General features: G+C 60.6%; 16 protein-coding genes. 8 read left to right on the forward strand and 8 right to left on the reverse strand.

Annotation, left to right across the window (positions count from 1 at the left end; genetic code table 11):
• The gene (locus tag ACN0SW_RS14330) at nucleotides 1-1,161 is read left to right on the forward strand and encodes a geranylgeranyl reductase family protein (RefSeq protein WP_417728606.1); all 1,161 of its coding nucleotides are present in this window, start codon (nucleotides 1-3) and stop codon (nucleotides 1,159-1,161) included.
• A gap of 77 nt (nucleotides 1,162-1,238) precedes the next feature.
• Here ACN0SW_RS14330 and ACN0SW_RS14335 read toward each other — a convergent pair whose 3' ends face one another.
• The 7 genes from ACN0SW_RS14335 to ACN0SW_RS14365 form a co-directional block, all read right to left on the reverse strand.
• Nucleotides 1,239-2,384, reverse strand: coding sequence for an iron-containing alcohol dehydrogenase (locus ACN0SW_RS14335; RefSeq protein WP_417728607.1), 1,146 nt, complete (start codon nucleotides 2,382-2,384; stop codon nucleotides 1,239-1,241).
• Nucleotides 2,381-3,760, reverse strand: a complete 1,380-nt coding sequence (locus tag ACN0SW_RS14340; protein ID WP_417728633.1) for an aldehyde dehydrogenase family protein — start codon at nucleotides 3,758-3,760, stop codon at nucleotides 2,381-2,383. Before ACN0SW_RS14340 ends, ACN0SW_RS14335 begins: the two co-directional genes overlap by 4 nt.
• Before the next feature lie 76 nt (nucleotides 3,761-3,836).
• On the reverse strand, nucleotides 3,837-5,192 hold the full coding sequence (locus ACN0SW_RS14345) for a glutamine synthetase family protein (protein ID WP_417728608.1): 1,356 nt from the start codon (nucleotides 5,190-5,192) through the stop codon (nucleotides 3,837-3,839).
• Nucleotides 5,193-5,287: 95 nt separating this feature from the next.
• Complete coding sequence (locus ACN0SW_RS14350; RefSeq protein ID WP_417728609.1) at nucleotides 5,288-6,322, reverse strand: TRAP transporter substrate-binding protein; 1,035 nt, start codon at nucleotides 6,320-6,322, stop codon at nucleotides 5,288-5,290.
• 53 nt (nucleotides 6,323-6,375) lie between these two features.
• Nucleotides 6,376-7,698: a TRAP transporter large permease gene (locus ACN0SW_RS14355; RefSeq protein WP_417728634.1), complete on the reverse strand. Its 1,323-nt coding sequence runs from the start codon at nucleotides 7,696-7,698 to the stop codon at nucleotides 6,376-6,378.
• Entirely contained in the window at nucleotides 7,698-8,294 is a 597-nt protein-coding gene (locus ACN0SW_RS14360; protein ID WP_417728610.1) for a TRAP transporter small permease subunit, read from the reverse strand. Before ACN0SW_RS14360 ends, ACN0SW_RS14355 begins: the two co-directional genes overlap by 1 nt.
• The gene (locus tag ACN0SW_RS14365) at nucleotides 8,287-9,078 is read right to left on the reverse strand and encodes an N-formylglutamate amidohydrolase (protein ID WP_417728611.1); all 792 of its coding nucleotides are present in this window, start codon (nucleotides 9,076-9,078) and stop codon (nucleotides 8,287-8,289) included. The genes ACN0SW_RS14360 and ACN0SW_RS14365 overlap by 8 nt, the downstream gene beginning before the upstream one ends.
• Before the next feature lie 127 nt (nucleotides 9,079-9,205).
• On the opposite strand from ACN0SW_RS14365, the gene ACN0SW_RS14370 reads away from it, so the two are divergent.
• Nucleotides 9,206-10,072 (forward strand): MurR/RpiR family transcriptional regulator, encoded by an 867-nt coding sequence (locus tag ACN0SW_RS14370; RefSeq protein ID WP_417728612.1) that lies wholly within the window; start codon nucleotides 9,206-9,208, stop codon nucleotides 10,070-10,072.
• Here ACN0SW_RS14370 and bhcR read toward each other — a convergent pair.
• On the reverse strand, nucleotides 10,044-10,886 hold the full coding sequence (gene bhcR / locus ACN0SW_RS14375; protein WP_417728613.1) for an HTH-type transcriptional regulator BhcR: 843 nt from the start codon (nucleotides 10,884-10,886) through the stop codon (nucleotides 10,044-10,046). The genes ACN0SW_RS14370 and bhcR overlap by 29 nt on opposite strands.
• Before the next feature lie 214 nt (nucleotides 10,887-11,100).
• Between bhcR and bhcA the strand changes: the two genes are divergently transcribed.
• The 6 genes from bhcA to ugpA all read left to right on the forward strand — a co-directional run bounded on the left by bhcA (nucleotide 11,101) and on the right by ugpA (nucleotide 17,895).
• Nucleotides 11,101-12,294, forward strand: coding sequence for an L-aspartate--glyoxylate aminotransferase BhcA (bhcA, locus tag ACN0SW_RS14380; protein ID WP_417728614.1), 1,194 nt, complete (start codon nucleotides 11,101-11,103; stop codon nucleotides 12,292-12,294).
• 12 nt (nucleotides 12,295-12,306) lie between these two features.
• A complete protein-coding gene (gene bhcB, locus ACN0SW_RS14385) occupies nucleotides 12,307-13,275 on the forward strand; it encodes a beta-hydroxyaspartate dehydratase BhcB (RefSeq protein ID WP_417728615.1) in 969 nt (322 codons plus the stop codon).
• Between the two features lie 68 nt (nucleotides 13,276-13,343).
• Entirely contained in the window at nucleotides 13,344-14,507 is a 1,164-nt protein-coding gene (gene bhcC, locus ACN0SW_RS14390) for a 3-hydroxy-D-aspartate aldolase BhcC (protein ID WP_417728616.1), read from the forward strand.
• A gap of 8 nt (nucleotides 14,508-14,515) precedes the next feature.
• Nucleotides 14,516-15,520 carry an iminosuccinate reductase BhcD gene (gene bhcD, locus ACN0SW_RS14395; protein WP_417728617.1) on the forward strand — a complete coding sequence of 335 codons (1,005 nt, stop codon included), beginning with the start codon at nucleotides 14,516-14,518 and terminating at the stop codon, nucleotides 15,518-15,520.
• A gap of 140 nt (nucleotides 15,521-15,660) precedes the next feature.
• Nucleotides 15,661-16,974: a sn-glycerol-3-phosphate ABC transporter substrate-binding protein UgpB gene (gene ugpB / locus ACN0SW_RS14400; RefSeq protein ID WP_417728618.1), complete on the forward strand. Its 1,314-nt coding sequence runs from the start codon at nucleotides 15,661-15,663 to the stop codon at nucleotides 16,972-16,974.
• A 39-nt stretch (nucleotides 16,975-17,013) separates the two neighbouring features.
• Nucleotides 17,014-17,895 (forward strand): sn-glycerol-3-phosphate ABC transporter permease UgpA, encoded by an 882-nt coding sequence (gene ugpA, locus ACN0SW_RS14405; RefSeq protein ID WP_417728619.1) that lies wholly within the window; start codon nucleotides 17,014-17,016, stop codon nucleotides 17,893-17,895.

The raw sequence follows: 17,895 nt of genomic DNA on the forward strand, positions 1-17,895 counted from the left end.
GTGCAAAGCTTCGATGTGATCGTGATCGGGGCGGGCCCCGCCGGTGCGGCGGCAGCGCATGTGGCGGCGCGCACCGGGCTGCGTGTGGCGCTGATCGACCGCAAGACATTCCCCCGCGAGAAACTCTGCGGTGGGCTGATCACCGGGCGGGCACGCGGGCATTACGCCGAGATTTTCGGCCATGCGATGCCGTTTGAGCCGCAGGATTACAAGACCACGGTGGATTTCCGCTATCACGGGCAGTCCCTGGGGCTGATCGAGGATGCCCCCGTGCTCTGCACCACGATGCGCTGGGATATGGATGCGATGCTCTGCGGTCATGCCTTGGCCGCTGGCGCGCAGGATTTTACCGGGCAGGCGGTGGCCGAGATTGACCGTGACATCAGAACGGTGACGCTCAAAGGCGGCGCGGTGCTGGGCTACGGTGTGCTTATCGGGGCGGACGGGGTTAATAGCCAAGTGGCGCGGGTACTCTTTGGCCAGCCGTTTGAGCGGGCGCGCATCGGCTTTGGGCTAGAAATTGAGGCGCGCGGCGCTCATATCGACCCCGCCGCCCCGATCCGCATTGATCTGGCGGCGGCGCAGTGGGGTTATGGCTGGGTCTTTCCCAAGCGGTGCTCGACCACTGTGGGGGTGGGGGGGCTTTTATCGGAAAACCCCGATATGAAACGCGCGATGTCGGACTATTGCGACAGGCTGGGAATTGATGCGGCGGAGGCAAGCTTCAAGGGGCAATTCCTGCCGTTTGGCGATTTTCGCACCGTGCCGGGGCAGGGGGCTGAGTTGCTCGCGGGCGATGCGGCGGGGCTGGTGGACCCGATCACCGGAGAAGGTATCGGCTATGCGATGCAAAGCGGGCAATTGGCGGCCAAGGCGGCCATCGCTGCGCTGAGCGCGGGGCATCCTGAAAGCGCAGTGATGCGCTATCGTCGTGCGCTCCGCCCTGTTCACCGCGCCCTGCACATGGCGCGGCTCATTCGCCCGGTGATATTCTCGCCTGCGCTCGAACCGGGGTTTGCCCGCGCCTTTCAACGCTCCTCCACCCTGCGGCGCGATTACCTGCGCCTGATGGCAGGAGAGGTGGAATATGGGCAAATTCTGGCGCGTCTGGTGCTGCGCCTGCCGCGCCTCGGGCTGATGGCGCTGCGCGCCCGCCTCTGACCGATTGCCGGGCGGAGGGATGGGGGACGCTGTCCCCCAAACCCCCTGAGGTATTGCAAGCCAGATGAAACGGGCCCTTAAAGTGCCGCCTTGAAGAGCGCCGTCAGATTGGCCCCGGTCAACGTCACCGGGTTACCGCCACAGCTTGGATCGGTCAGCGCGTCACGCACGAGATCGGGAATCGCGGCCTCGGTCACACCAAGATCCCGCAAGCCGCGCGGGATGCCGAGGCTATCGTTGAACTCCTGCACAAAGGCGCGAAAGCCGTCATAGCCGCCTTTGATTCCGAGGTATCCCGCCGCCCGGTCGAACCGGTCGCGGATCATATCGGCGTTGAGATCGAGAACGGCGGGCATGCAAACCGCATTGGTGGTGCCGTGATGCGTGTTGAAATGCGCGCCGACCGGGTGGCTCATGGCGTGGATCGCGCCCAGCCCCTTTTGAAACGCGGTGGCGCCCATGGCGGCGGCGCTCATCATCTGCGCACGCGCCTCGATATCGGTGCCATCGGCATAGGCGCGCGGCAGGTAGTCAATCACAAGGCGCATACCCTCCAGCGCGATTCCTTGGGACATCGGGTGGTAATGGGGCGAGGAAAACGCCTCGACGCAATGGGCAAAGGCGTCAAGCCCGGTGCCGGCGGTGATGAATTTCGGCATCCCCACAGTCAGCTCGGGATCGCAGATCACGACCGTCGGCAAAACCTTGGGGTGAAAGATGATCTTCTTGGCATGGGTCACGGAATTGGTGATCACCGAGGCGCGACCGACCTCTGATCCGGTCCCGGCGGTGGTGGGCACGGCGATGATGGGTGCAATCGCATCGGCATCCGCGCGCGTCCACCAATCGCCGATATCCTCAAAGTCCCAGATGGGCCGTGTCTGTCCGGCCATAAAGGCCACCATCTTGCCCAGATCGAGGCCCGAGCCACCGCCAAAGGCGATGACCCCGTCATGGTCCCCTGCCTTGTAGGCTGCGACACCGGCGGCAAGGTTGATCTCGTTGGGATTGGGATCGACCTCAGAGAACATCGCGCGGCCAAGGCCGGCAGCCTCCAGAATACTGAGCGTTGCCGCCGTCACCGGCAGTCCGGCCAGACCCTTGTCGGTCACGAGAAGCGGGCGTTTGATCCCGGCCTGTGCACAGGCGGCGGGCAGTTCGGCAATCCGGCCAGCGCCGAATTTGATTGCGGTCGGATAAGACCAGTTGGCTGTCAGGGTCATTTCGTCACCTTCTTGAGATGGTAGGATTTGGGGCGTGTGAGATTGTGATAGCCGATCACCGAGAGGCCGCCGCCACGCCCGGTGTTCTTGCAGCCGGTCCAACACAGGCCGGGATCAAGGTAATCGGCGCGGTTGAGAAAGACCGTACCGGTCTCGATGCGGTCGCCCACCGCCTGTGCGCGGGCCAGATCGGCGGTCCACAGGCTCGCGGTCAGGCCAAATTCGCTGTCGTTCATCAGCGCGATCGCTTCGTCATCCGAGGAGACCGGCATGATCCCCACCACGGGGCCAAAGCTTTCGTCGCGCATGACGCGCATGTCATGGGTGACATTTGTCAGGATTTGCGGCGTGAGATAGGCGGCGCCGTCGTCCTCGGGCATGGTCGGGATATGGGCGGTCGCACCCATGTCCAGCGCCTCGGCCACCTGCGCGCGCACCTCTGCGGCAAAGCGCACATTCGCCATCGGCCCAATGGTGGTTTCGGGGTCCAGCGGATTGCCCAGCTTGTAGTTGTTCACCAGCGCAACGGATTTCTCGACAAAGGCGTCAAAGAGGCTCTGATGCACATAAATCCGCTCGATCCCACAGCAGCATTGCCCCGAGTTGAACATCGCCCCGTCGATCAGCGTGGCAACCGCTGCATCCAGATCGGCATCCTCCATCACATAACCCGGATCCTTGCCGCCCAGTTCCAGCCCGAGCCCGGTAAAGGTGCCCGCCGCCGCACGCTCCATCGCGCGCCCGCCGCCGACCGAGCCAGTGAAATTGACGACATCAAACGCGCGTGCGGCAATCAGCGCGGAGGTCGTGCCATGGTCGAGAAAGACGTTTTGAAACACATCTTCCGGCACGCCCGCCGCATGAAACGCCTGCGCCATGCGCTCGCCGACCAAGAGCGTTTGCGTGGCATGTTTCAACACCACGGTATTGCCGGCAATCAACGCGGGCGCCACGGTGTTGATCGCGGTCATATAGGGATAGTTCCACGGCGCCACGACAAAGACCACACCATGCGGCACGCGCCGGATATAGCGCAGAAAGCCGGCATCTTCACCCACCGCGATATCGGCCAACGCGCCCTCGGCAATCGCTGCCATATGGCTCGCACGCTCGTTAAACCCGCCAAACTCGCCACCATAGCGCACCGGGCGGCCCATCATATGCGCCAGTTCCGGCACGATCTCGTCATTCATGGCGCCCACGGCGGCGACACCGGCCATCACCAGACGGGTCCGTTCCTGCAAGGGGCGCGCCGCCCACGCGGCCTGCGCCGCGCGCGCACGGCCTGCCGCGGCATGTGCCGCCTCAACACTCAGAACCTCGCGTTCGGCATAGACCGAACCGTCGATGGGAGAGATACATTTCAATGTCTGCATGATCGCATCCTTGATCGCGGGCACTGCGCCCGTCCTTTCATCGTTCCAAAAATACTCAATTCCGGCGCTGCCGCTCTCAGGCCCGCTCAAAACCGCGCGCCACCTCGTAATCAGTGACCACGCGGTCGAAATCTTCGATCTCCACCTCTGCAGCGCGGGCATAGTGATCGACCACCACGTCACCAAACGCCTCGCGCAGGAAGGCCGAGCCTTTCAGTGTCTCATAGGCGTCGCGCAGGGTTTGCGGGATGCGGCCGGTTTCGCCGCCATAGGCATCGCCCACTGTTGGCGGCGCCAATTCCAGCTTGTCTTCGATCCCTTTAAGCCCGGCCGCGAGCATCGCTGCCATGGCCAGATAGGGGTTGAGATCAGAGCCACCCACCCGGCATTCGACCCGCACCGCCTTGGACCCTTCGCCGCACAAACGGAAACCGGCGGTGCGATTGTCCACCGACCAGATTGTCCGGGTCGGGGCGAATGTGCCCTTCTGGAACCGCTTGTAACTGTTGATATAGGGGGCGAGGAAATAGGTGTAATCGGGCGCGTATTTCAGCAGGCCCGCCATGTAATGTTTCATCAGCTGGCTCATGCCGAGGCTGTCTTTGGGATCAAAGAACGCAGGTTGGCCATCCCGCCAGAGGGACTGATGCACATGGCTGGACGAACCCACCCGCCGGTGGTCCCATTTCGGCAAGAAGCTGGCGGCATGCCCCTGTTGCCACGCAATCTCCTTGACGGCGTGTTTGGCGATGGTGTGGTAATCGGCGGTGTCGAGTGCGGGCGCATATTTGATGTTGAGCTCTTCCTGACCAGCTTCAGCCTCGCCCTTGGTGTTCTCGATGGGCAGACCGGCGGCATAGAGGTGATTGCGAATAGGACGCATCACATGCTCTTCCTTGGTGGTCTGAAAGATGTTGTAATCCTCATTATAACCAGAGATTGGTGCCAGATCGCGATAGCCGGATTTGCGGATATCGTCATAGCTTTTCTCGAACAGGAAAAATTCCAGTTCTGTCGCCATCATCGCGTCATAGCCCATGGCGTCAAACCGCGCCAATTGCCCCTTGAGCATGGCGCGGGGGCTGTGCGGCACCGGTGCGTGGGTGTGATGATCCAGCACATCGCAGAGGACCATCACCGTGCCGTCAAGCCACGGAACAGGCCGCAGCGTGCTCAGGTCCGGCTTCATCACATAGTCGCCATAGCCGCGCTCCCAGCTTGTGGCGGCAAAGCCTTCGGGCGTGGTCATTTCCAGATCGGTGGCCAGCAGGTAATTGCAGCAATGGGTTTCTTCCCACGCGCTGTTCACGAAATGCGCGGCGTGAAAGCGCTTGCCCATCAGGCGGCCCTGCATGTCCACAAGACAGACCAGCACGGTATCCACCTTGCCTGCCGCGACCTCTGCCTTGAGGGTTTCGAATGTCAGCCCCATGATGTGCTCCGTCTTTCTGTATCTGATCGTCTTTACAGGTTTCGCAGTGTCAGTGAAAAATACCCCCCGGCTCGTTGACCGGGGGGGCATCTGGATCAGCTGTACCGATAGGGTCGTCCGGCCTTGGCCATGTCGGCATTGTATTTCTTGAAGATCTCGACAACCTTGGCCTTGGTCGGGCTTTCGGCGGCGATCTCATCCCAGAACACCAGCGCGGCATCTTCGACCTGCTGCCATTCGGCATCGGGAATCGTGGTGAGCTTCATCTTGGTGCCATCGACACGAAGGCTGGCCTCGCCGCCCCAATACCACCACTGGCGATAGTAATGCGATTGATCACAGCAGACCCGGAACAGGGTTTGCAGATCCTCGGGCAACTCGTTCCAGCGGTCCATATTGGCAAAGAACGACCCGGCCCATGCGCCAGAGATGTTGTTGGTCAGGAAATAGTTTGTCACATCGGCCCAGCCAACGGTGTAATCCTCGGTGATCCCGGACCATGCGATGCCATCCAGTTCGCCGGTCTGTACCGCGACCTCGATATCCTCCCACGGCAGGGTCACAGGGACGACGCCGAACTGTGTCAGGAACCGGCCTGCGGTCGGAAAGGTAAAGACCCGCTTGCCTTCCAGATCCTTGAGACTGTTGATCGGGTCCTTGGTGGCGAAATGACAGGGATCCCATGCGCCTGCGCTGATATGCTTGACGCCAACTTTGGAATATTCCTCGTCCCAGATCTCATTGAGGCCATACTGATTGAACAGCACCGGCACATCCAGACTGTAGCGGCTGGCAAAGGGGAAATAGCCACCGAACACCGTTACATCGGTCGGGCTTGCCATGCTGTCATCATCCGACTGCACCGCATCAATCGTGCCGCGCTGCATCGCGCGAAACAGCTCGCCCGTCGGCACAAGCTGATCGGCAAAGAACAGCTCGATCTGCATCCGGTCACCGGCGATCTTGTTGAACATGTCGATGGCTGGTTTCACCACATGCTCGGCCAATGCCGCCCCGGCATAGGTCTGCATCCGCCAAGTGATCGTCGATTGCGCCAGCGCCGGGGTGGCCAGTGGCGCGGCCAGCGCGCCCGCCCCGGCAGAGGTCAGAAACTTGCGTCTTGTGGTCATCGTCTTCTCTCCTTGTTGTGAAATCCGGCCCCCGCCCGGGGCTCTTCTCAGGGTTATTTTCCGTAAACGTAATCCGGCAGCCAGAGGGCGATCTGCGGGAATGTCATTACCAGAACCAGCGCCAGAACCATCACGCCAACGAAGGGCACGATAGAGCGATAGATGTCGCGCAGACTGATTTCCGGTGGGGCCATGGCCCGCATGAGAAACAGGTTATAGCCAAAGGGCGGCGTCATATAGGCAATTTGCGTGGTGATCGTATAAAGCACACCGTACCAGATCAGATCGAATCCAAGCGCACCCACCAGCGGCACATAAAGCGGTGCGACGATCACCAGCATCGCGGTGTCATCCAGAAACGTGCCCATCAGGATGAACGACAGCTGCATCAGGATCAGAATCATCCACGGGCTGAGATGCAACTGCTCGGTGAAGAGATACTCAATCGCCTTGACCGCGCCCAATCCATCGAACACCGCGCCAAATCCCAGAGCGGCCAGAATGATCCACATGAACATGCACGAAATCGCCAGCGTGTTGCGCACGCTCGTCTCGAACACCTCGCGCGTCATCCGCCGCTTGAGGACCGCCGCGACAAACGCCGCCATCGCGCCAATGGCCGAGCTTTCCACAAGGCTGGTCCAGCCTTTGACAAAGGGAAACATCATGGTGGCAAAAATCACCAGCGGAAGCAGCCCCGCGCGCAGCAGACGCAGCTTTTCCGCCAGTGGCACATTGCGTTCGTCCTCAGGCAACACCGGGCCAAGCTCGGGTTGAATCCGGCAGCGCACATAAATGTAGATCACGAACATCGTGGCCATCATCAGTCCCGGCAGCACCCCTGCCAGCCACAATTGCCCCACAGGTTGCCGTGCGATCATCGCATAAAGCACCAGCACAACAGACGGTGGCACAAGGATACCAAGGCTAGAGCCCGCCTGAATGACCCCCGTCACCATGATCTTGTCATAGCCACGCCGCAACAACTCTGGCAGCGCGATGGTCGCGCCAATGGCCATGCCTGCCACCGACAGACCATTCATCGCGGAAATCAGCACCATCAACCCGATCGTGCCAATCGCCAGACCACCGCGCACCGGCCCCATCCAGACATGGAACATCTTGTAGAGATCATCGGCGATTTTGCTTTCGGACAGCACATAGCCCATGAAAATAAACATCGGCAGGGTCAGCAGCGGATACCATTTCATCAGCTTCATTGCGCTGGCAAAGGGCACATCCACCCCGCCCACACCCCAGAGCAGCATCGCCGCTGCGGCGCCGACAAATCCGATGGCCCCAAACACCCGCTGCCCGGTGAGCAGCATCAGCATCATCGAGGAAAACATCAAGATTGCGATCATTTCATAGGGCATCACAGCGCCTCGCCTTTGATCCGGCCAATATCGCGGCAAAGCTCTGCCACAGCCTGCAACAGCATCAGAAACACGCCGAGGCAGAGAATGGCTTTGACCGGCCAGATAAACGGTCGCCACGCGGTCGAAGAGCGCTCAAGAAAGCCAAACATTTCACCCGCCGCCGTTGGCCCTTCGGTCACCAAGGTCACGAACACCTGCCAGAACCACGAAAACGGCTCTGTCTCGTAATACCCCAGCGAATAGGCAGTGGACCCGACTGCGCCATAGAGCAGCACACCCAGATAAAACAGCAGGAAGAACACCGTAAACGCGTCAACCCAGGCCTTGGTGAGATCTGTCCAAGCCCCGTAAAACAGGTCCATCCGCACATTGCTTCCCAGTTGGATCGAATAGGGCCCGCCCAGAACATAATAGGCCACCATCACGAATTGCGCTGTTTCCAGCGTCCAGAGTGAGGGGTTGAAAAAGGTCTTGGACACCGACGACCAGAGCAAAACCCCAATCAGCACGAAAATCAGATACATCGCGATCCGCCCGATAAAGCGGTTCATCGCGTCGATGGCGCGGATATAGGCCAGAATGGATTTAGGCATCTGTTGTCCCCTTGGCGGTCTCTGCCATCTGGGCCAGCGCCGGTCGCAGCAGGGTCAGCACTTCCTCAGCCATCCGCGCGATTGCCTGCGCGTCGCGCAACAGATCATTGCGAATCTCGATCATCACATTGGGCAGGTTCTGCGCCAGCCCATGCAGCTTCAGCGAATGGGTGACCCCATCCTCGGGGCCATAGGGATCGTTGCGGCGGATGACGCGATGGGGCAGGCGGTGCGCTTCAGCCAGCATCGCATCCGCCAGCCGAGTGTCACTGTCATGCAGGATGCCGATCTCGCAATCGCGCTGCGCCCCGAACCAGACCGGGGTAAAACTATGAATGGTCACGAGCGCCGTCGCCTGCCCTGCCGTCTTGCGCGCGGTGATAATCTGCGTGACGGTGTTGCAAAACGGCGCATAGACATGCGCCACCCGGTCGGCGCGCTGCACGGCGCTGAGGTTGCGATTGCCCGGCACCTCAATCACCTCGGATCGTTCCGGCATGGCGCTCTCTGCCTCAGGCGGGCGGTTGCAGTCATAGACAAGGCGCGACACCTTGGCCGCCACCATCGGAGAATCGAGCGCGTGCGCCAAGGCACAGGCCACGGCCCGTGCGCCCGGATCCCACGCCGCATGGCTGCTTTGCGCGTCGGCACTTAGCCCAAGATCGCAATACTGCGCGGGGATATGATTCGAGGCGTGCTCGCACAGGATCAGCGCTGGGCCGGTAGCCTGCCCGCCGATCACCTCGACCACCTCAGAATCACCCCTGTTCAGATCGCTTGCCATACGTTCCCCCATGCGTCTGTAAAAATGTTTCCACATGAAGAAATTTGTGTCAATATATTTCCAGCAGCTTTCCGGTGATTGTCGCCGTGCCTGCCTGTTTCGACAGCACCAGTTGAGGATGAGCGATGTGACCAAACCTCCGCCAACCGTGCGCGATCTGATCCGCGAGCATTATGGCGCGCTGACCCAATCAGAGCGCAAATTTGCCCAAGCACTGCTCGACAGCTACCCGGCGGCGGGTCTGGCCTCGATCACCATTGTCGCGGCAAATGCCGGGGTTTCGACGCCGACGATTGCGCGGATGGTGCAGAAGCTGGGCTTCAAGGGCTATCCGCAATTCCATCAGGCGCTGTTGAAAGAACTGGAGGCCAAGGTTTCCGGCCCCACCCAACGCCGCGCCAATTGGGCGTCAGAGGCCCCCGCTACGCATTCGCTCAACCGATTTGCACAGGCAGTGACGCAAAATATCGAACAGACCTTCGCCAATATCGACAGCGCCCGCTTTGACGCGGCTGCGCGCCTGCTGGCCGATACAGAGGGGCGGCTCTATCTGGTCGGCGGGCGGATCACGCGGGCGCTTGCGGATTACGCGTTCACACATTTTCAGGCGGTGCGCGGGCGGGTCACACATATGACCTCCTCTTCCGCCACCTGGCCGCATTATGTGCTCGACATGGTCAAGGGGGATACCCTTTTGATGTTCGACATCCGCCGCTATGAAACCAGCCTGATGCGGCTGGCCGAGATTGCCACGGCGCGCGGCGTCCGCGTGGTGCTCATCACCGACCAATGGATGAGCCCGATTTCGGAACTGGCCACCCATACCTTCAACTGCTGGGTCGAAATCCCGTCGGCGTGGGATTCCAACATCTCGACCATGATGCTATTGGAGGCGCTGATCGCGGCGGTGCAAGAGGAACGCTGGCCTGCCACCCGCGAGCGTTATGAAGAGTTGGATGCCTTGTTCAACGCGACCCGGTTGTTTCAGAAATAGCACTACCCTTGCCCGCGATCAGATGGGTGATCTGCGCCGCCGCCTGCGCCACGGCGGCTCCGAACTCTGCAATTTGCGCATCACGAAACCGGCTGCTGGGGCCAGAGATCGACACGCCCGCGCAAGGCTCCCCGCGATCGTTGAAAATCGCGGCGCCGATGCAGGACATGCCGTCATAGCGCTCGTTGCGGTCAAACGACCAGCCGCGTGTGCGGGTTTCTGCCAGATCATCAAACAGCGCGCGCGGCGTGATCAGGGTCTCTTCGGTAAACCCCTTGAGGCCCGCGCTCTTGAGCAGGGCCATCAGCCGATCCTCCGGCAGCGCCGCCAAAATTGCCTTGCCGGTGCCAGAGGCGTGCATCGGGGTGCGCGAACCGGGCGGAAAGAACGCCCGGATCGGATTTTGTGTCTCGACCTGCCCGATAAACACCACCTCGGCCCCGTCGGGCACCCCCAGATTGGCGGTCTCGCCCGTTTGCTCCATCAAGCGCCGCATCACCGGGCGACCCGCATCCGCCAGATTGGTGCGCTTGAGATAGGCAACCCCGGTACGATAGGCCTCAATCCCGATCGTCCAATCCTGCCGCTCTTCATCGAACCGCACAAAGTCACGCTTTTGCAAGGTGGTCAGAATGCGATGCGTCGTGGCGGTGGGAATCCCAAGGCTCAGCGACAGATCGGTCAGGTTTACCCCCTCTTGCCGCGCCACGGCGGTCAGCACCGCCAACGCGCGGTCGAGGGCCTGCATGGTGCCGGCGCTGTTGTCGGCAACTTGCGATTTGGGGCGTCCCCGTGGGCGTTTGAGTTGGGTCATGGCGGTGATTCCCTCGCTGTAGCTCTCAGTGGGCAATTGTATACAGAATAAAAAATATTTTCATGTTCTTATTTTAAATAGTTATGGAAAAATAAAAAACGTTAAATAGCAACTAGTTGAATATTTTAATATTAAAATGGAAATACATTTCAAGAAAATTGCAAAACGCAAGACTCTCCCCCATATTACCCTCAGATCAATGGAGGATGGCGCAATGTCTGATCAAAACCCGGTTTTCATTCCCGGCCCCACGAATATTCCCGACCGGTTGCGTCGTGCGATGCAGGTGCAGACGCAAGACCATCGCTCGCCCGCTTTCGTCAACACGTTGACCCCGGTCCTCAAGGGCTGCAAAACCGTGTTCGGCACCACCACCGGCGAGATCATCACCTTTCCCGCCTCCGGCACCGGCGGCTGGGAGGCGGCGATCACCAACACCCTGTCGGCTGGCGACAAGGTTTTGGTGGCGCGCTACGGCATGTTCAGCCATCGCTGGATTGATATGTGCCAGCGTCATGGGCTGGACGTTCAGATCATCGAATGCCCTTGGGGTGGCGGGGCGCCCGCTGACCGCTTTCAAGAGGCGCTCAACGCTGACAAAAACCACGAAATCAAGGCTGTGCTTGTCACCCATAATGAAACCGCAACCGGTGTGCGCTCTGACATCGCCGCTGTCCGTGGCGCGATGAAATCTGCGAAACACCCCGCGCTCCTGATGGTTGATTGCGTCAGCTCGCTGGGTTCGATGCCCTTTGAGATGGACAAATGGGGTGTCGATATCGCGGTCTCCGGCTCGCAAAAGGGCTTTATGCTCAACACCGGCATGGCGATCCTCGCCGTCAGCCCCAAGGCGCTGGCGATGATGGAGACCGCGCAATTGCCGCGCACCTTCTTTGATTTCCGTGATATGATGGGGGCCAACGCCAAAGGTGGCTTCCCGTATACCCCGCCGCTGCAACTGATCTACGGCATGGCCGAGAGCCTGAACATGCTCTTCGAAGAGGGGCTGGATAATGTCTATGCCCGCCATACCCGGATCGCAGAGGGCGTGCGCCGCGCGGTTGCCGCTTGGGGCTTGAAACTGGTGGCACAGTCGCCAGATCTCTATTCGGACACCGTCAGCGCGGTCTTTGTCCCCGAAGGCTTTGACAGCAACCGTTTGACAGAGCGTGTGTTTTCCACCTACGGCATGAGCTTTGGCGTGGGTCTGGGCGAAATGAACGGCCGTGCCTTCCGCATCGGCCATCTTGGAAGCTTGACCGAGTCGATGATGCTCTCGGGGTTGGCCACGCTCGAAATGGCCATGGCGGATCTGAATTACCCGGTTAAACTGGGCTCTGGCGTGATCGCGGCGCAGGAATATTATCGCTCGACCGCCAAGCCCGTTTTGGCCGAACAAGCCGCGTGAAAGGAAGAATAAATGTTGGATCAACGTAGCCCGAGCGACCTGACGATCGACGACGTGCGCGTCGCGCACGAGCGGATCAAACCGTATATCCACCGTACCCCGGTGCTGACCTCGTCCTTTCTGAACGAGCTTACCGGGGCAGAACTGTTCTTCAAATGCGAGAACTTTCAAAAGGCAGGCGCCTTTAAGGTGCGCGGCGCCTCCAACGCTGTGTTCGGTCTGACCGATGAGATGGCCAGGATGGGTGTGGCGACGCATAGCTCTGGCAATCACGCACTGTCGCTCAGCTATGCCGCTGGTCGGCGGGGTATTCCTTGTCATGTGGTCATGCCCCGCACCGCCCCGCAGGCGAAAAAGGATGCGGTGCGTGGTTATGGCGGCATCATCACCGAATGCGAGCCGTCAACGACGAGCCGCGAAGAGGTCTTCGCCAAAGTGCAGGCCGAAACGGGCGCGGAATTCGTGCACCCCTATAACGACCTGCGCGTGATCACCGGGCAGGCCACCTGTTCGCTGGAATTGCTCGAACAGGTTGACGGGCTTGACGGCGTGGTCGCCCCCATCGGCGGCGGCGGCATGGTGTCTGGCACCTGTCTGACGCTCTCTAATCTGGCGCCGCATGTCAAAATCTACGCCGCTGAACCGGAACAGGCCGACGATGCCTATCGCAGCTTCAAGGCGGGGCATATCATCGCCGATGACGCGCCCGAGACCGTGGCCGATGGCCTCAAGGTGCCGCTCAAGGAAAACACCTGGCATTTTGTCAGCCACAATGTGACAGACATTCTGACCGCCAGCGAAGACGAAATCGTTGAGGCGATGAAGCTCATCTGGAAGCGGATGAAGATCGTGATGGAGGCCAGCAGCGCCGTGCCCCTTGCCACCATCCTCAAAAACCGCGAAGTTTTCGCCGGTAAACGCGTCGGCGTGATCGTCACGGGTGGCAATGTCGATCTCGACACGCTGCCTTGGATTAAGTGACCACGTCTCTAGGGTGTGTGATCATCGCGCGCCGCAACCAAACAACCCGAATTCTGGGAGGACTTCCGATGAAAGACACGATCAATCTCGACGCCTACGAAGTGGGCTATGACATTCCCGCCCTGCCGGGCATGGACGAATCCGAAATCCAGACGCCGTGCCTCGTGCTCGATCTCGACGCGCTGGAACGCAACATCAAGAAGATGGGTGATTGGGCCAAGGCACATGGCGTGCGCCACCGCGTCCACGGCAAGATGCACAAATCCGTCGATGTCGCCCTCCTGCAGGAAAGCCTTGGCGGCTCCTGCGGTGTTTGCTGTCAAAAGGTCAGTGAGGCCGAGGTGTTCGCCCGCGGCGGCATCAAGGATGTTCTGGTCTCCAATCAGGTCCGTGACCCCGCCAAGATCGACCGTCTGGCGCGCATGCCGAAACTGGGCGCGCGCACCATCTGCTGTGTTGATGATCTGGCCAATGTGGCGGATCTGTCGGCCGCGGCGCAAAAGCATGGCACCCAGATCGAATGTCTCGTGGAAATCGACTGTGGCGCGGGCCGCTGCGGTGTGACCACCACCCCCGCCGTGGTTGAGATTGCCAAGGCGATTGATGCGGCACCGGGCCTCAAGTTCGCTGGCATTCAGGCCTATCAGGGCGCGATGCAGCACATGGATAAATATGAGGACCGCAAAGCCAAGATCGACCTCGCCGTGGCGCAGGTCAAGGATGCCGTTGATGCGCTCAAGGCCGAAGGGCTGGAGTGCGACATCGTCGGCGGCGGCGGTACCGGCAGCTATTATTTCGAGGGCGATTCGGGCGTCTACAACGAGCTTCAGTGCGGCTCCTACGCCTTCATGGATGCCGATTATGGCCGCATCCTCGACAAGGACGGCAAGCGGATTGATCAGGGCGAGTGGGAAAACGCGCTCTTCATCCTGACCTCTGTCATGAGCCACGCCAAGGCGGACAAGGCCATCGTGGATGCCGGCCTCAAGGCGCAATCCGTGGATTCCGGCCTTCCGGTCGTGTTCGGTCGCGATGATGTGGAATACGTCAAATGCTCGGACGAACATGGCGTCGTCTCCGATCCCAAGGGCGCACTCAAGGTCAACGACAAGCTGCGCCTTGTGCCCGGTCACTGCGATCCGACCTGCAACGTGCATGACTGGTATGTTGGCGTGCGGAACGGCAAGGTCGAAACTGTGTGGCCGGTCTCGGCGCGCGGCCGGGCCTACTAAGGGCTGGCATGATGAATACCCAAAACGAAGTGTCCGCCGACGGTTTCGTGATCGTCGGCGAGGAAATCTGCCAGAAAATCATCAGCCGGGCGGATGCCTTTGGCGCGGTCGAGGCGGTGTTTGCCGCCATGGCGCGCGGCGATGCCTATAACTTTCCGGTGGTCCGCGAGGCCATCGGCCACGCTGATGCGCTCTATGGCTTCAAGGGCGGGTTTGACCGCTCCGGCCTGTCGCTCGGGCTCAAGGCCGGGGGCTATTGGCCGGGCAACATGGACAAGGGGCTGACCAACCACCAGTCCACCGTGTTCCTGTTCGATCCCGATACCGGGCGGCTTTCGGCACTGGTGGGGGGCAATTACCTGACCGCTATCCGCACGGCGGCCTCTAGCTCTGTCTCGATCGCGCATCTGGCGCGTGAGGACTCCAAGGTGCTGGGCATGGTCGGCGCGGGCCACCAATCCACCTTTCAGTTGCGCGCCGCCGTTGAACAGCGCGCCTTTGAAAAGGTCGTGGCGTGGAACCCGCACCCCGACATGCTGCCGCGTCTTGGCGCCGTGGCCGAGGAATTGGGGCTGGCGTTCGAGGCGGTGACCCAAGAAGAACTGGGCGCGCAGGCCGACGTGATCATCACGATCACCTCTGCGTTCGAGCCGCTGATGATGGCCGACTGGGTCAAACCCGGCACGCATATCGCCTGCATGGGCACTGACACCAAGGGCAAGCAAGAGGTCGATCCGGGGCTCTTTACCCGTGCCACCGTCTTTGCCGACGAGATCGCTCAGTCGATCAGCATTGGCGAAGCACAGCATGCAGTGGCACAGGGCCTGATTGCCGAGACCGACATCACCCCCATCGGCGCTGTCATCAACGGCACCCATGCGGGCCGCGCATCCGAGACGGAAATCACCGTCTTCGATGGCACTGGCGTTGGGCTTCAGGACCTCGCCGTTGCCTCTGTCGCGGCCAAACTCGCGCGTGATCAAGGGCTGGTGACACCCATTACACTGGGCTGAGGCACATTATAACAGTTTGGTGAAATTTGCACAGGCAGCCGTTACCACGGTTGCCTGTTCTCGTTTTACGTGTAGCTTGACTGCGCAGGACGCGACCGGGCGGAATGATCCGGACACGCGCTTCACAGGGAGAGGATCACATGTATAAACTCGCTTTTGGCGCTTTGCTCGCCGCAACCACGGCGCTAGCGCCGCTCACCGCCACCGCTCAAACCGAGATTCAATTCTGGCACGCCTTTACGGGGCGTCTGGCCGAATTGCTGGATGAACAGGTCGCAGGTTTCAACGCAGGTCAGAGCGATTACAAGGTTACGGCCACCCCAAAGGGCAACTATTCCGAGGCGCTCAATGCCGGGATTGCCGCCTTTCGCGCCGGTGAACAGCCGCATATCCTTCAGGTGTTCGAGGTCGGCACCGCCAGCATGATGGCCGCCAAGGGCGCGATCAAACCGGTCTATGAGGTCATGGCGGACTCTGGTCTGCCCTTCGACCCAGAGGCCTATCTCGCCGCGGTCACCGGCTATTACACCACCTCCGAAGGTCAGATGCTGTCACTGCCTTACAACTCCTCGACTCAGGTTCTCTATGTGAACCGAGACGCGCTGAACGGCGCAGGGATCGACCCCGATACCGATCTCAGCACATGGCAGAACGTTGATGCGGTGCTTGGCAAACTCAAGGATGCAGGTCACGCCTGCCCCTATACCACCTCTTGGCAGAGCTGGGTGCATCTTGAGAGTTTCTCCGCCTATCACAACGTTCCCTTCGCCACGCAGGCCAATGGCTTTGACGGGCTGGATACCGAACTGGTTTTCAACGGCCCGCTTCAGGTGCAGCATATTTCCAAGCTGGGCGAATGGGCACAGGACGGAAAATTCATCTATGCCGGACGCCGCAACGAGGCGGGTGCCAATTTCCGTGCCGGAAGCTGCGCCCTCTTCACCGAAAGCTCGGCCGGCTATGCCGGGGTAAAGGCCGAGGCGCAATTCGATTTCCAGATCCGCCCGCTGCCCTATTGGGACGGTGCGGACGGCGCACCGCAGAACACCATCATCGGTGGCGCGTCGCTCTGGGTTATGGGGGGGCATGACGCGGAAGAGTACAAGGCCGTCGCGGCCTTCATGAACTTCCTCTCCTCGCCCGAGATTCAGGCCAAATGGCACCAGAACACCGGCTATCTGCCGATCACGATGGCGGCAGCCGAGCTGACCCGCGCCCAAGGCTTCTACGAGGCCAATCCCGGCACCGATGTGGCTATCAAGCAGATGACCGCCAAGGAGCCGACCGAGAATTCCAAGGGCTTGCGCCTTGGCTCCTTCGACCAGATTCGCGCGATTATCGACGAAGAGCTGGAGGCCGTCTGGTCCGGCGACAAGGATGCGCAGGCGGCGCTGGATACCGCCGTGGAACGTGGCAACCAACTCTTGCGCCGGTTCGAGCAGGCCAGCCGTTGAGATAGGGCGGGGGCCGGGCAACCGGCCCCCCAACCGCGTATGGAAAAACGTGTCACCTTCAAAGGCTGGCTTCTGCCGCTCCTGCTGATTGCCCCGCAAGTGTTCATCTCTGCGGTGTTCTTCTTCTATCCCGCGGGGCAGGCGGTGTGGCAATCGCTCTTCGTTGCCGATCCATTCGGTCTCTCGTCACAATTTGTGGGGTTGGGGAATTTCGAATATTTGCTCGGGGATCGTTATTACCGGGCGTCCTTCGTCACGACCGCAGTTTTCTCCACACTGGTGACACTCGCGTCAATGATCCCGGCCCTGTTTCTGGCGGTCATGGCCGACCGGCTGGTGAAATCGGCGGGTGCCTATCGCACGCTGCTGATCTGGCCCTATGCCGTGGCTCCGGCGATCGCGGGGGTGCTGTGGATGTTCATGTTCAACACGCGGGTGGGCGTGGTGGCGTGGTATCTGGGACAATTGGGCTATGACTGGAACCATGTCCTGAACGAGGCCGAAGCGATGGGATTGGTCGTCGCTGCCTCTGCTTGGGGGCGCATCAGTTACAATTTCCTTTTCTTCTTTGCCGCCCTTCAGGCCGTACCGCGCTCGATCATCGAGGCCGCCGCCATCGACGGTGCACGGTTCTGGCGGCGCTTCTTCAGCATCGTTCTGCCGCTCCTGTCACCGACCACGTTCTTTCTGCTGGTGGTCAACATCGTCTACGCCTTCTTCGAGACCTTTGGCGTGATCCACACCATCACCGCCGGTGGCCCGCAACAAGCCACCACCATCCTTGTCTACAAGGTGTTCTCCGATGGCTTTGTAGGCCAGGATCTCGGCTCCTCCGCAGCGCAATCGGTGATCCTCCTGTTGGTCGTGGGCTTGCTCACCGTGCTGCAGTTCAAATTCATTGAAAAACGGGTGCACTACTGA

Source organism: Roseovarius sp. (genome assembly GCF_048262375.1).
Classification (GTDB): Bacteria; Pseudomonadota; Alphaproteobacteria; order Rhodobacterales; family Rhodobacteraceae; genus Roseovarius.